This window comes from Streptomyces sp. NPDC006487 (assembly GCF_042870555.1).
Lineage (GTDB): Bacteria > Actinomycetota > Actinomycetes > Streptomycetales > Streptomycetaceae > Streptomyces.
This window is the reverse complement of record NZ_JBIAHN010000001.1, coordinates 525,014-537,842: the sequence shown is the minus strand read 5'-3', so window position 1 is coordinate 537,842 and position 12,829 is coordinate 525,014. Positions and strand designations below refer to the sequence as shown.

General features: G+C 72.9%; 16 protein-coding genes. 8 read left to right on the top strand and 8 right to left on the bottom strand.

Translation table 11 applies throughout. The annotated features are described in order from the left end of the window. Positions 1-137 precede the first annotated feature (137 nt). Positions 138-1,622, top strand: a complete 1,485-nt coding sequence (locus ACFYM0_RS02390; protein WP_388495721.1) for a condensation domain-containing protein — start codon at positions 138-140, stop codon at positions 1,620-1,622. Between the two features lie 31 nt (positions 1,623-1,653). Here ACFYM0_RS02390 and ACFYM0_RS02385 read toward each other — a convergent pair whose 3' ends face one another. Continuing rightward, complete coding sequence (locus tag ACFYM0_RS02385) at positions 1,654-2,883, bottom strand: RNA polymerase sigma factor (RefSeq protein ID WP_388495846.1); 1,230 nt, start codon at positions 2,881-2,883, stop codon at positions 1,654-1,656. A 79-nt stretch (positions 2,884-2,962) separates the two neighbouring features. After that, positions 2,963-3,322 (bottom strand): YciI family protein, encoded by a 360-nt coding sequence (locus tag ACFYM0_RS02380; RefSeq protein ID WP_388495719.1) that lies wholly within the window; start codon positions 3,320-3,322, stop codon positions 2,963-2,965. Positions 3,323-3,526: 204 nt separating this feature from the next. Here ACFYM0_RS02380 and ACFYM0_RS02375 point away from each other — a divergent pair, with 204 nt between their 5' ends. Further along, the gene (locus ACFYM0_RS02375) at positions 3,527-3,901 is read left to right on the top strand and encodes a hypothetical protein (RefSeq protein WP_388495717.1); all 375 of its coding nucleotides are present in this window, start codon (positions 3,527-3,529) and stop codon (positions 3,899-3,901) included. Between the two features lie 4 nt (positions 3,902-3,905). Here ACFYM0_RS02375 and ACFYM0_RS02370 read toward each other — a convergent pair whose 3' ends face one another. Next, positions 3,906-4,175 carry a hypothetical protein gene (locus ACFYM0_RS02370; protein ID WP_388495715.1) on the bottom strand — a complete coding sequence of 90 codons (270 nt, stop codon included), beginning with the start codon at positions 4,173-4,175 and terminating at the stop codon, positions 3,906-3,908. A 94-nt stretch (positions 4,176-4,269) separates the two neighbouring features. Between ACFYM0_RS02370 and ACFYM0_RS02365 the strand changes: the two genes are divergently transcribed. From ACFYM0_RS02365 to ACFYM0_RS02355, 3 genes are all read left to right on the top strand, one after another. Continuing rightward, positions 4,270-4,608, top strand: a complete 339-nt coding sequence (locus tag ACFYM0_RS02365) for a thioredoxin family protein (RefSeq protein WP_388495713.1) — start codon at positions 4,270-4,272, stop codon at positions 4,606-4,608. Between the two features lie 110 nt (positions 4,609-4,718). After that, the gene (locus tag ACFYM0_RS02360; protein ID WP_388495712.1) at positions 4,719-5,909 is read left to right on the top strand and encodes a cytochrome P450; all 1,191 of its coding nucleotides are present in this window, start codon (positions 4,719-4,721) and stop codon (positions 5,907-5,909) included. A gap of 23 nt (positions 5,910-5,932) precedes the next feature. Beyond that, positions 5,933-6,157, top strand: coding sequence for a ferredoxin (locus tag ACFYM0_RS02355; RefSeq protein ID WP_388495844.1), 225 nt, complete (start codon positions 5,933-5,935; stop codon positions 6,155-6,157). A gap of 96 nt (positions 6,158-6,253) precedes the next feature. Here ACFYM0_RS02355 and ACFYM0_RS02350 read toward each other — a convergent pair whose 3' ends face one another. Both ACFYM0_RS02350 and ACFYM0_RS02345 read right to left on the bottom strand, forming a co-directional pair. Then, complete coding sequence (locus ACFYM0_RS02350) at positions 6,254-7,999, bottom strand: cation:proton antiporter (protein WP_388495710.1); 1,746 nt, start codon at positions 7,997-7,999, stop codon at positions 6,254-6,256. Between the two features lie 113 nt (positions 8,000-8,112). Next, positions 8,113-9,147, bottom strand: a complete 1,035-nt coding sequence (locus ACFYM0_RS02345; RefSeq protein WP_388495708.1) for a BtrH N-terminal domain-containing protein — start codon at positions 9,145-9,147, stop codon at positions 8,113-8,115. A 113-nt stretch (positions 9,148-9,260) separates the two neighbouring features. Here ACFYM0_RS02345 and ACFYM0_RS02340 point away from each other — a divergent pair, with 113 nt between their 5' ends. Both ACFYM0_RS02340 and ACFYM0_RS02335 read left to right on the top strand, forming a co-directional pair. After that, positions 9,261-9,614 carry a DUF1304 domain-containing protein gene (locus ACFYM0_RS02340; protein ID WP_388495706.1) on the top strand — a complete coding sequence of 118 codons (354 nt, stop codon included), beginning with the start codon at positions 9,261-9,263 and terminating at the stop codon, positions 9,612-9,614. Beyond that, positions 9,611-10,303, top strand: a complete 693-nt coding sequence (locus ACFYM0_RS02335) for a TetR family transcriptional regulator (RefSeq protein WP_388495705.1) — start codon at positions 9,611-9,613, stop codon at positions 10,301-10,303. The genes ACFYM0_RS02340 and ACFYM0_RS02335 overlap by 4 nt, the downstream gene beginning before the upstream one ends. A 63-nt stretch (positions 10,304-10,366) precedes the next feature. Here the strand turns inward: ACFYM0_RS02335 and ACFYM0_RS02330 are convergent, their stop codons facing one another. Next, on the bottom strand, positions 10,367-10,897 hold the full coding sequence (locus ACFYM0_RS02330; protein ID WP_388495842.1) for an AAA family ATPase: 531 nt from the start codon (positions 10,895-10,897) through the stop codon (positions 10,367-10,369). Between the two features lie 95 nt (positions 10,898-10,992). Next, complete coding sequence (locus ACFYM0_RS02325; RefSeq protein WP_388495703.1) at positions 10,993-11,199, bottom strand: cold-shock protein; 207 nt, start codon at positions 11,197-11,199, stop codon at positions 10,993-10,995. A 223-nt stretch (positions 11,200-11,422) separates the two neighbouring features. Between ACFYM0_RS02325 and ACFYM0_RS02320 the strand changes: the two genes are divergently transcribed. Then, entirely contained in the window at positions 11,423-12,472 is a 1,050-nt protein-coding gene (locus ACFYM0_RS02320) for a 2-oxoglutarate and iron-dependent oxygenase domain-containing protein (RefSeq protein ID WP_388495701.1), read from the top strand. Here the strand turns inward: ACFYM0_RS02320 and ACFYM0_RS02315 are convergent. Next, on the bottom strand, positions 12,390-12,758 hold the full coding sequence (locus ACFYM0_RS02315; RefSeq protein WP_388495699.1) for an HGxxPAAW family protein: 369 nt from the start codon (positions 12,756-12,758) through the stop codon (positions 12,390-12,392). The two genes, ACFYM0_RS02320 and ACFYM0_RS02315, sit on opposite strands and share 83 nt — an antisense overlap. Between the last annotated feature and the right edge of the window lie 71 nt (positions 12,759-12,829).

Sequence of the window (12,829 nt, the reverse complement as noted above, 5' to 3'; positions counted from 1 at the left end):
CGCCGGAGCCCGGCGCCGGGCGCGTGCACCCGGTCCGCGCTGCGCGCCTCCCGGTGAACCCCCTGGCGCGCGTCACTTCCGTGGCCCGGGTGTCGTTAGGCGCTCGGGGTTGACTCGGGGGGCGAAGGGATGACGGAATGCGGCAGTTTCCTCTGGAGATGCACCACATGGCACCCGGCCGGGTCGTCGAGTGGCGGTTGCGGTCCACGGCCGGGGTGCAGTCCCCCGGTCCGGACGGCGCGGCCGGCAGGAGGGCCTCCTTCAATCAGGACAAGCACTTCACCGTCGCCGAGGAGAGCCGCGCGGCCGACGACCCGACCGCTTCGTGGATCGCCGTCACCTTCGAGGTCGCGGGCCCGCTGGACGAGGACGCGCTGACCGGCTCGCTGCTGGCGTTCGTCCGCCGCCACGAGGTGCTGCGCTGTGAATTCCGGCGCCTGGCAGGCGAGTTGGCGTGCGCTCCGATCCCCTCCGCCGAACTGGCCCTGGACACCGTCCAGGTCGCCGACTTCGACCGCACCGAGGAACTGACCGGCTTCCTGGTGGAGCGGTTCAAGCGGAGCATCGACACGCTGTCCTGGCCGCTCTTCACGATGGGCGCCGTACTGCGCGAGGATTCGGCGACCGTCTACCTGGCCTTCGACCACATCGTCTGCGACGGCATGTCGATGCCGATCGTGGTCCAGGAGGTCGAGTCCGGCTACGAGGCCCTGCGCCGCGGAGAGTTGCCCGACGCGGCGCCCGCGCCGAGCTATCTCGACTTCGCCGAGGAGCAGCGCGCCCGCTATCTCTCCATCGACGCGGACGACGAACGGCTCGGCTACTGGAAGGAGTTCATGGCGAGTGGCGGCGGCGAGTTCTTCCCGCGGTTCCCGCTCGAACTGGGCGTGGAACCTGGCCGGATGTACTCGATCGTGAACGAGGCCTCCCCGCTGCTGGACGCCGCCGAGGCGGAGGTCTTCGAGAAGGCGTGCCTGGCGGTGGACGGCAAGGCGTTCATGGGCGTGCTCGCCGCCGTGGCGGTGTGTCTGCGCGAGGCGGGCGGACCGGGCGTCTACCGGGGGTTCATGCCGGTGAGCGAGCGAGGCCGGGCCGGCTGGGGCAACTCGGTGGGCTGGTTCGTCAACACCATGCCCATCGAGTTCGACGCCTCGCCGGGCCGGGACTTCGAGCAGGTCATGTCCTCGGTGCGGGCCGGTTTCAACGAGATGATCGACCACATCGACGTACCGTTCGTGCGGGCCTGGGAGCTGCTCGCTCCCCGGGAGTTCGCCGCACGCTCCTGGCCGTATCCGGTGAACTTCTTCTCGTACATCGACATGCGCAAGTGCCCGGGCGCCGAGCGGCACGAGGACTGGCGGCCCACCTCCCACGTGTGGTCGGCACAGGCCAACGGCGCCTGTTCGTGGTTCCAGCGGGACGCGGACGGGCTGCACATGAACTCCATCTACTCGGACACCCCCGCCGCCCGCCGCACCATGGACGGTTTCCTGGAGGCCCTGCGCGAGACGGTCCGGGAGATCGCCCGCCACGGCTCGCTCCGCCGTCCCATCGCGCTGACCCCGCCGCGCCGGCCCGCGCGGACCCCGCTCGACGTGGCGGCGTTCGCCCGCCGCGGCTGATCCGGGTCGCGTCCTGCGACGGCGGCGGGCTTCAGAGGCGGGCCGCGCGGGCGCGCAGCAGGGTCTGTTCCCGGGCGTTGCGCGTGAGGGAGGCGGCACGTTCGAACTCCGCGCGTGCCTCCGCCGGGCGGCCGAGCCGCTCCAGCAGGTCTCCCCGTACGCTCGGCAGCAGATGGTAGGAGCGCAGGGCCGGCTCCGCCGTCAGGGCGTCGACCAGAGGGAGCGCCGCCGCGGGGCCGTCGGCCATCGAGACGGCGACGGCCCGGTTGAGCTCGATCACCGGTGACGGGATCAGCAGGACGAGCCGTCCGTAAAGGGCGGCGATCGTCCGCCAGTCGGTGTCCTCGTAGCGGACGGCGTCGGCGTGACAGCCGGCGATGGCGGCCTGGAGGGAGTAGGGGCCGGTTCCCGCCCGGTGCAGGGCTTCGACGCCGCGGCGGATCAGCAGGCGGTTCCACTTGGACCGGTTCTGGTCGGCGAGCAGCACCGGCTCCCCGTCCGGGCCGGTGCGGGTGGCGATCCGCGAGGCCTGGAACTCCAGCAGCGCCGCCAGGCCGTGCACCTCGGGTTCCTTGGGCATCAGGCCGGCCAGGACCCGGGCGAGGCGCAGGGCGTCCTCGCACAGGGCGGGGCGGACGAGGTCGTCGCCGGCCGTGGCCGAGTAGCCCTCGTTGAAGACGAGGTAGATGACCTCCAGGACGGAGGCGAGGCGCTCTTCGCGGTCGGCTCCGTACGGGACCTCGAAGGGCACCCCCGCCTTCGCGAGCGCCCGCTTCGCCCGGACGATCCGCTGGGCGACGGTCGGTTCGGGGCAGAGGAAGGCGCGGGCGATCTCCTGGGTCGTGAGGCCGCCCATGAGACGCAGGGTCAGCGCGATCCGGGCGTCGGTGGCGAGGACGGGGTGGCATGCGGTGAAGATCAGCCGCAGCAGGTCGTCGTCGATCGACTCGGGGTCGGCCAGCGCGCCCTCCTCCTCCGGCGGCGGCACGTCCTCCAGGGTGCGGCCCACCTCGGCGAGCTTGCGCGCGTAGGTCTCCTTGCGGCGGACGAGGTCGATGGCCCGGTGTTTGGCGGTGGCCATCAGCCAGGCCCCCGGCTTGTCGGGCACCCCGGAGGCGGGCCACTGCTCCAGCGCCGCGACCAGCGCGTCCTGGGTGATCTCCTCGGCGATGCCGACGTCGCGCACGATCCGGGCGACGCCCGCGATGATCCGCGCGGACTCGATCCTGAACACCGATTCGACCGCTCGGGTCGCACTCACTGCCGTCACGGCTACCCATCAGAGCAGCCGTGACGAGGCAGGGCAAACGGCGCGCGGCGGTGGCCGCCGCCGGCTGCCGTCAGCTTCCGTCGAGCTGACGGAGCTCGGCGCCGACCGTCCAGCTCTCGGGGTGGATCTCCAGGAAGCGCTTGGTCCACTCCAGCGCCTCGTCCTTGTCCTTGCACTGCATGAGGGCGTACCCCCCGACGACCTCCTTGGTCTCGGTGAAGGGCCCGTCGGTGTAGCTGAGCTTCCCGCCGGACCAGGTGACCCTGGTCCCCTCGGAGGTGGGGAGCAGGCCGGCGGTGTCGAGCATGACCCCGGCCTTGGTGATCTCCTCCATCAGCGCGCCCATGCGGTCGTTGAAGTCGGCCGGGAAGGGGGTGTCGGGGGTGAGGTTCTGCTCGTCGATGCGGATCATCGAAAGGAAGCGCGGCATGGTGACTCCTCGGTGGTGGAGGACGGGGACCCTCCCCGCCTCTCACCCCTGCGTCGAACGGGAGACGCCGGGATCGACAGCTTCCCGGAAAAATCTTCGGAGATTTTCGGGGCGCGCGCGGTGACGGAGATTCCGGGCACCGCCCCACCCGGAGCTACCGGCGAGTAGGATCGCCGGGCCCAGGCCCCTCCGAGAGGATCCTCGATGCCGCGCATGCCCTCCTCACCGCTCCTGCTCGCCGGTCTGCTGGCCGGCGCCGCGGTGGCGCACGCCGTCGCTCCCAAGCAGTTCGACGCGACCGTGCCGCGCTCGCTGCCCGGCACCCCGCGCCAGTGGACGTACGCGAGCGGCGTGGCGGAGCTCGCGCTCGCGGCCGGGGTCGCGCACCCGCGCACCCGCCGGGTGGCGGCGCTCGCGACGGCGGCGTTCTTCGTCGGCGTGTTCCCCGCGAACGTCAAGATGGCCGCCGACGCCCGTCACCGCTCCCCCGCCCTGCGGGCCGTGGCCCTGGGCCGGCTGCCGCTCCAGGTCCCGCTGGTGCTGTGGGCCCGCAAGGTCGGCCGGAACGCGGCGGGCTGAGGCCTCAGCGGCTGTCGCCCGTCCAGTCCCAGTGGCCGGGATCGGCGGTGCGGCGGCGGTAGTGGGCCCGGCCGCCTGGTCCGTAACGCCCTATCTCCGTGGGGAGCCGGGCCTCTTCGGCGAGCTGCGCACCGCTCCAGCCCGTGACGTCGAGCAGCAGTCCGTCGAGGGGACCGCCCACGAGCTCTCCGTAGGCGTGCCCCGGGAGCGGACCCGGGTCGGGGTCGTCGTGGTCGGCGCCGTAGACCCGGCGCCGGAGCATCCTGTCGTCCATACCGGCCAGCTTCACAGACGGCACTGACAACAGGCCCGAGCGGCGATGATGGGAGCCGTTCGGATCGCACGGCACACGGAGCGGAGCACCATCCATGGCACGTCGGGTACACCAGCCACTGGAGGACCGGGAGTTCGACTTCATCCTCGGCATGACGGACGGGCCGGTGCTCGCCTACTTCTGCGGAAGCTGGCCGAAGGCCCTGGAGCCCTGCCGCGCGATGGACACGGTCGTCGCCGCACTGGCTCAGGAGTACGGGACCCGGCTGACCGCGGTGCGCGTGGACATCACCCGCTGCCCCGCCCAGACCAAGCGGTACGGGGTGACGGGGGCCCCGACGGCCGTGCTCATCGCGGGTGGTGAGCCCGTGGCCACCCAGGCGGGGCCGATGGCCGCCGGCGAGTTCCGGGCGTTCCTCGACGCCCATCTCTGAGCCGTCCGGGCGAAGGCGCGCGATCTGGCCGAAAGTCACATGGATCGGATAGGTGCCTGAGGCATGTAATGGATCCCGGCGAAACGGAACCATCGCGTGCGAGGTGCTGCATGTCCGAGAAAACCATTGCCTTCCCCCAGGACCGGACCTGTCCCTACCACCCGCCGGCGGCCTACGAGCCGCTGCGGACGGGCCGGCCGCTCTCCCGGGTCACCCTCTTCGACGGCCGCTCCGTGTGGGTGGTCTCCGGGCACGCCGAGGCGCGGGCCCTGCTCTCCGACGGCCGGCTCTCCGCCGACCGGCAGAACCTTTCCTTCCCCGCTCCCACCAGGCGGTTCAAGGGTCTGAGCAACCGGCGTGCCGCCCTGCTCGGTGTCGACGACCCCGTCCACAACACCCAGCGCCGGATGCTGATCCCCAGCTTCTCGCTGGGGCGCACCGCGGCCCTGCGCCCCCGGATCCAGGAGACCGTGGACCGGCTGATCGACGCGATGGTCGCCGCCGGACCCCGTGCGGAACTGGTGGGCGCCTTCGCCCTGCCGGTGCCCTCGATGGTGATCTGCGCGCTGCTCGGAGTCCCGTACGCGGACCACGAGTTCTTCGAGAGCCAGTCCCGGCGGCTGCTGCGGGGCCCGGAACTCGCCGACGTCGAGGACGCCCGGGAGCAGCTCAACGGCTATCTGCGCGAGCTCATCGGCCACAAGCGCGGGCATCCGGGCGAGGGGCTGCTGGACGAGCTGATCGTCCGGCGGCTGGAGACCGGCGAGACCGATGTGGAGGAGCTGGTCTCCCTGGCCGCGATCCTGCTCATCGCGGGACACGAGACCACGGCCAACATGATCTCGCTCGGTACGTACACCCTGCTCAGCCACCCCGAGCAGCTGGCCGAGCTGCGCACGGATCCGACGCTGCTGCCGGCGGCGGTGGAGGAGCTGATGCGCTTCCTGTCGATCGCGGACGGCATGCTCCGGGTGGCGGCCGAGGACATCGAGATCGCCGGGGTGACCGTCCGCGCCGACGACGGGGTGATCTTCTCCACCTCCGTGATCAACCGTGACGAGAGCGTCTTCGCGGAGCCCGACGTCCTGGACTGGCACCGGCCCACCCGGCACCACCTGGCCTTCGGCTTCGGCATCCACCAGTGCCTGGGCCAGAACCTGGCGCGCGCCGAGATGGAGATCGCTCTCGGCACCCTCTTCGAACGGCTCCCCGGCCTGAGGCTGGCGGCCGAGCCGGACCGGATCCCGTTCAAGCCCGGGGACACCGTCCAGGGCATGCTCGAACTCCCCGTGGCGTGGTGAGCCCGGTGACCCCGACGGGTCCGGTGAACCCCGCGGGTCCAGCGGGTCCGGCGAGCCGCGTCTCCGTCGACACGGCCGTCTGCATCGGGGCCGGGCAGTGCGCCCTGACCGCGCCGGGCGTGTTCACCCAGGACGAGGACGGCTTCGGCGCGGTGCTGCCGGGCCGCGAGGACGGCGGCGGCAGCCCGCTGCTGCGGGAGGCCGTGCGCGCCTGCCCGGTGTCGGCGGTCAGGGTCGAGGAAGCCTGAGCGGGCCGGTGTGAACGGGGCCGTGTGAGCAGGGCGGCTTGAGCGGGGCGGATGGAGCGGGGCGGATTGAGCGGGGCGGCCCCGGGCCCCGCCGGCTCAGTGCCGGGTGGCCGCGCCCAGGCGCTGGAACAGGGCCTCGTCCAGGTCCAGCCCCTGCTGGGCCTGGTTGATGGCCTGCGAGCTGTAGATCCCGGTCGAGCGGGCGGCCAGTACGGCGTCCCGCGAGGCCGCGATCACACCGAGCCGCAGGTCCACGTACTGTTCGCGCGCGCCCTCCAAAGCGGGGGCCTTGCCGTCCCCGTTCTTGCGGTCCAGCCGGGCGTCCTCGCGGACCTTGGCGAGGACCTCCGGCGCGTACGGGCTGCCGTCGCCCTGGACGAGGCCCGGCTCGTCCAGGGCGGCCCGGCCTGCGGCGGCGACCTCGTCGAGCAGCCGCCCGTACTCCTCCTGGAAGCGGACCGGGTCGTCGCCGGAGATCTTCACCTTCCGGATCACGGCGGGCAGGGTCAGGCCCTGGAGCAACAGGGTGGTGGTGGCGACCACGAAGGCGATGAGCAGCAACTGGGGGCGGTACGGAGTGTCCTCGGGCAGGGTCTGGGCCGCGGCGACGGTGATCGCCCCGCGCATCCCGGCCCAGGCCAGGGCCACGCCGCTGCGCCAGCCCAGGCTCTCGTTGACCTTGAAGTCGGCGTCGGCCGAGGCGCGGGTGACGCGTTCCTTCATCTGCTCCCTGCGGCGGGGCGTCAGCTCCCTGCGGGGGCGCAGCGGATTGGCCTGCTGCTCGGACTCCGGGGCGCCGAGCCGGTCCATGAGCCAGTCGAGCCGGGGCTTCTTCTCGGCGGCGCGCTGCGCGTCCTTGCGCAGCGAGGCGATGAGCGGGGCGACGAACACCATGCGCGCCACGATCACCAGGGCGGCGGCCGCGAGGCCGATGAACAGGGCGCGCCAGGCGCTGAGCCCGTCGGCGGCGACCTCGTCGAGGAGGCCCTTGAGGCCGAGCCCCATCAGGAGGAAGATCGCGCTTTCGAGCAGGAAGGCGAGGGTGCGCCAGTTCATGGCTTCGGCCAGCCGGTCCTGGGCGCTGAGGAAGCGCGGGGCCTGATGGCCGGTGACCAGGCCCGCGACGACCACCGCGAGGACTCCGGAGGCGTGGAACTCCTCGGCCGGCAGGAAGGCGACGAAGGGCACGACGAAGGAGATCGCCGTGTTCAGCAGGCTGTCCTTGAGCAGGGCCCGGACCCGGACGTTGGCCAGGCCCACGACGAGGCCGACGGCGGTGGCCAGGGCCACGGAGAAGAGGAAGTTCCCGGCGACCCCGGCCAGGGAGACGGTTCCGGCCATGGCCGCGATCGCGGAGCGCAGCAGCACGAGGGCGGAGGCGTCGTTGACGAGGCCCTCGCCCTCCAGCATGGTCAGCAGCCGTGACGGCAGGCCGAGCTGTTTGCCCATGGAGGTCGCGGCGACCGCGTCGGTGGGGCTGACCACGGCGCCGAGGGCGAAGGCCGCGGGCCAGCCGAGGCCGGGCATGAGCCAGTGGAAGAGCCAGCCCGCCCCGAGGGTGGTGACGGCCACGAGCAGGACGGCGAGACCGCTGATCGCCTTGATGTTGCGGCGGAAGTCCGACGCGGGCATGTTCACGGCCGTCGAATAGAGCAGGGGCGGCAGCACGCCCGCCAGGACCCACTCCGGCTCGATGGCGAGCGCCGGCACTCCCGGCACGAAGCTGAGGGCGATGCCGACGACCACCAGGCTCAGGGGGGCGGCGAGGCCGAGCCGCTTCGAGAAGGCGGCGACGGCGACGATGCTGCTGACGCCGACGATCGAGACGAGGGTCATTTCCATGCGCGGTACAGGGCCTTAGGGGTGCTCGGGGACGATTTGTCCACCGTACGCCCAGAGGTTTTGCCGCGTCAAAAATTGAGCGACTCAACCTTTGACGCGGCACCGCGCGACCCTCACTCGGCGGGCGCCGCCTGAGGCAGCAATGCGACCGCCTGCCGCTCCAGCACGAGGGCGCCGTCCACGAGCCCGGCGCAGGCGTCGAAGACTTCCCGCCGCCCCGCGGCGTCCGCCCCGGGGTCCGCCGTACGGGCCAGCTCGGCGAGCCGCGACCACTGCCGCCCGGAGTCCCGGAAGAGCCCGGCGGCCTCCCCGTGCCCGGCGAGGTCGAGGAAGTCCGCGTAGAGCGGCCGGGTGGCGCCCGGGGCGGTCCACTCCTCCTCGAGGCAGGCGTACAGCCGCCGCGTACCCAGTGCGAAGGCTTCGGGCGTGGCGAAGCGGCGCTCCCAGCCGGCCTTGGTGCCGGTGTCGCGCAGCTGCGCGGCGAACTTCTCCATGCCGGAGAAGCCGAAGTTGACGTCGAAGTGATTGCCGAGCACCGGCCCGGTGAGGCGGGAGACCGTGGCGGCGATCGCCGCGTCCAGGTCGGGTTCACCCGCGGGCTTCCCGGTGGTCACCACCATCTGATGGCGGCCCTTCTTGTGGCCGGACCAAGCGGCGCCGAACTCCTCGCGGCCGATCGCGTACGGGCCCCCGGCCCCGTCCAGACCGGGCGCCGGGTCGTCGATGTGGAGGGTGTCCCCGTCGTGGCCGACCACGGCCACCACGTACGGATCGGCGGCGGCCAGCTCGGCCAGCGGCGCGGGGCCGTGCCAGGGCAGGGCGGACCGGTCGACGGTGCAGAACACCGGGGCCCCGGCGTCGAGCGCGGCCTCGACCCGGTTCCAGCGGGGCTTGGCGCTGCGCGTGGCCTCGTACGGGATGCGCAGGCGGGTCAGGGCGACCTGGACCCAGGGGTCGGGGTGGGCCTGGGCGACGATCGTCGGCATCGGCGGCCGCCCGGCGTACTCGAACACGAAGTACATGAAGCCGATACCGCCCGCCAGGCCCGCGACCAGGGCCTCTTCGTGCACGCTGCCGAGCGCGTGCCGGATCAGCGTGGCCTCGCGGTGGGATCCGGGGGCGAAGTCTTCATATACGTGCGCAGTCATGCGGTCAGCGTAGCCGCGCCGCGGACCGCCGGCCGCGACCCGACTTCCTGTACAGTTGTCCAGGAAGTCGGAGGGACCGCTCTCCCGCTCACCCCGCCCCCAGGGAGGTGGCCGTGCACACGGTCGCAACGATCCTCATCGGCCTCGTCGCCGCGCTGCACTTGTACTTCCTGGTCCTGGAGATGTTCCTGTGGCAGCGGCCGCCCGGCCGGGCCCTGTCCGGCTTCGATGCCGACACGGCCCGCCTGACCGCCCCGCTCGCCGCCAACCAGGGCCTCTACAACGGGTTCCTCGCCGCGGGCCTGGTCTGGTCCCTCGTCATCGACTCGCTCGCCACGCAGATCTTCTTCCTCGTCTGCGTGATCGTCGCCGGGGTGTACGGGGCCGCGACCGCCAACCGCCGCATCCTCTTCGCCCAGGCCCTGCCCGGCGCCCTCGCCCTGGGCGCGGCCCTGCTCGCCGGATGACCTCCGGCGAGCAGGGCGTGCGACCGCCCGCCGGATCCGGCGCGGACACCGGCGCGAGGTCCGGCGGGCCTGCCGGTACGGATGCCGCCGCGGGTGCGGGTGCCACCCCCCGCACCGACCCCCGCACCGCCCGCACCAGGGCCCGGCTGCGCGAGAGCCTCCTCGCCGAGTGCGCGGACCGGCCGCTCGCCGAGGTCAGCGTCTCGGCGGTGGTCCGCCGGGCGGGCGTCGGCCGGGCCACGTTCTACCTTCACTACGAGGACCTCACCGCGCTCGCGGTGGACGCGTGCGCCGACGTCGTGCACGCGGCGGTCGACGCCCTGCACGCCTGGCAGACGGCCCCGTCGGCGGCCGCGCCGCCGCCTCCCCCGGCCCGGCCCCCGGCCGCACTCGCCGCGTTCCTCGGCGGCGCGGCCGACCGGGCCCCCCTCTACCGCACCCTGCTCCTGCCCGGCGGTGGCGGCCCGCTCGGCGAACGCCTGTACCGGGAGCTGCGCGAGCGCAGCCGGGCCGAGCGCGCCGCGGTGGGCGCTCCGCGCCCCGAGCTGGTCGCTTCGGCCGTGGCAGCCACCTTCACCGCCGTCCTGGCGGACTGGCTGCACGGCGATCTCCCCGCCGTCCTGGCGGACCCGGCCGCACTGGCGGACCGGATCTGGCTGCTCCTCGTAGCACTCCACCGGGCGGGGTGATCCGCGCAAACCTCCCGGCGGCCGGGCCCCGGAGCCGCCCGCGCCGCGGAGGACGCGCCGCGGTCAAAGAGTTCGGCCTTCCGCGCCCAGCCCGGTCTCGGCCATGACCCGGGTGACCGTGTCCTCCAGGGACTGCTCCGCCTCGATGACGCTCTCCCAGTCGCCGGGCAGCAGGTCGAGGGGCCGGTACCACTCGCGCATCTCCGCCTCCCCGTACTCCTGCGCCTGCGGCTTGCCCGCGTGGCGTCGCAGGGTCTCCTCGAACGGCACGTCGAAGTAGTAGAAGTGCGTCGGCCCGCGGTGGGCCCGGCGCAGCGCGTCGAGCATGGGGCCGTAGCGGTCCGCGTAGAGGATCCCCTCGACGATGACGTGGAAGCCGTGGTCCAGCGCGTAGCGCGCCACGCTGCCGATGAGCCCGATGTTCGCGGCGCCGGGGGTGTCCCGCTCGCGCAGGACGACGCGGCGCAGGTTGTCCTGGCCCACGAGCGCGAGGCCCCGCCCGTGGCGGTCGCGGATGCCCTCCGCCACCGAGGACTTGCCCGCGGCGGAGTTGCCGCGCAGCACGATCAGCCGGGTGTCCGGCGTGCCGGTCATCATCCGGCTCACGCTACCCGTCCGCCCCGGACGTGCGTGAGCCCCGCCGGAAGATCCGGCGGGGCCCCGTCACGGGCTGGGCTCGTGAAGCGGTGCTACCCGATCGTGACCACCTGCTCCGCCTGGGGTCCCTTCGGCCCCTGCGTCACGTCGTACTCGACCTTCGCGCCCTCCGCCAGCTCCTTGAAGCCGGTGGTCTGGATGGCGGAGAAGTGCACGAACACGTCGGGGCCACCGTCGTCCTGCTGGATGAACCCGAACCCCTTCTCCGAGTTGAACCACTTCACGATGCCAGTTGCCATCTGTACTGATCCTTCACAACGTTCCACCGGCCGCACACACGGCCGGACCCGATCCTGCCCATTGATCGGCTCGAGCACACGCCAAGCGCGGCCAACCGGGGTGCTTCCGGATATTCGAACTTTTCTCCGTCCCGTCCGTGAAACGGGGGAGCAGGCCTTCGCAGGGGCCCTGGGAAGGGCTCTCGGCGGGGCGCTCCGGAGGAGTCTTCGAGAGGGGACGGACATGGGTGAGCTCGCGACGTTCCGGGTGCCGGCTCGGATCACGGGAACGACGGCGGACACCATGCTCGGCGGGGCGATGGTCCGCGCCTGGCAGCGCGACGGGATCTTCCAAGTGGCCGCCGACGGACGGCAGGAGGTCCGCACGCGGGCCGCGCTGGCGGCGAGCCGGCGGTTCTTCGCCCGGCCCTCGGCGGAGAAGGCCGCGTGCGTCAACGACACCTCGTACAGCGGGTACATCGCCTCGGGCGAGGAGGTGACGGACGGCCGGCCTGACGCGTCGGAGATCTTCACCATCACCCCCGACATCGCTCCGGCCGCGGCCGCCGGCCTGCCCTGCCACGGCCCCGTCCCCTGGCCCTCCCCCGGCTACCGCGCGGCCATGGAGGCCTACTTGGCGGGTGTCGGCGGGCTCGGCGACCGGCTGCTGCGGCTCGTGGCCCTCGGGCTCGGCCTCGGTCCGGCCGGCATCGACCGGCTCGCGGGGCTGACCCGCGGCGGCTGGCACCACATGCGGGTGCTGCGCTTCCCCGCGGCGGAGCGGACCGCGGAGCGCGGGATCGGCGCCCACACCGACTACGGACTCCTGGTGATAGCCGCCCAGGACGAGGTGGGCGGGCTCTTCGTGCGGCCTCCGGTGCCGGGCGAGGTGCGCCCGCGCAATTGGCTGCCGGGCGAGAGCACGGCGGGCTTCGCCGAGGACCTGCCCGGCTGGACCCCCGTACGGCCCGTGGCGCGGGTGCTGACGGTGTTCCCCGGGGACATCCTCCAGTTCATGACCGGTGGCGCGCTGCTGTCCACCCCGCACCGGGTGCGGCTCGCGGAACGGGAGCGGTACGCCCTCGCCTACTTCCACGAGCCGCGCTTCGGCGCCCGGATCCGCCCCCTGGACCCGGCACTGTCCCGGCCGGGCGGGGACGGCGGCGCGGAGCCCTCGGTGATCCACTACGGAGAGCACTTCACCCGGATGTTCATGCGCTGCTATCCGCGGCGGGCAACGACGCGGCGGATCGAGACGCAGGGGCTGCTGCGGCACCTCGCCGCGGCCCGCTGACCCGGCAGCCGAGGCAGTCGGCGTGGCCGGTGTGCGCCGCCGTGTCGCGGACCCGCCAGTCCCATTGGCTCTCCGGGCGGGGCCCGCTCGGCTTGCCCCAGCCGGCGAGGTGCAGCAGCCAGGTGGTGACGCCGGCCGCCACGACGATCCCCAGGCCGATCCAGATGCCCGGGGCCCAGGAGGCACAGAGGGCGGCGCCCGCGGCGGCACTTCCCACCAGGGCGATCGCGGTGCCGGTCCAGCCCGCCACCGTGTGGCCGAGGTCCACGTGGCCGTGAGCACTCATCGTTCTCCCCTGCTTCGTCGGTTCAGTAGGCTCGAAAGGCGTTCTCTTACGGAGAAAGCCATTTATCTCAC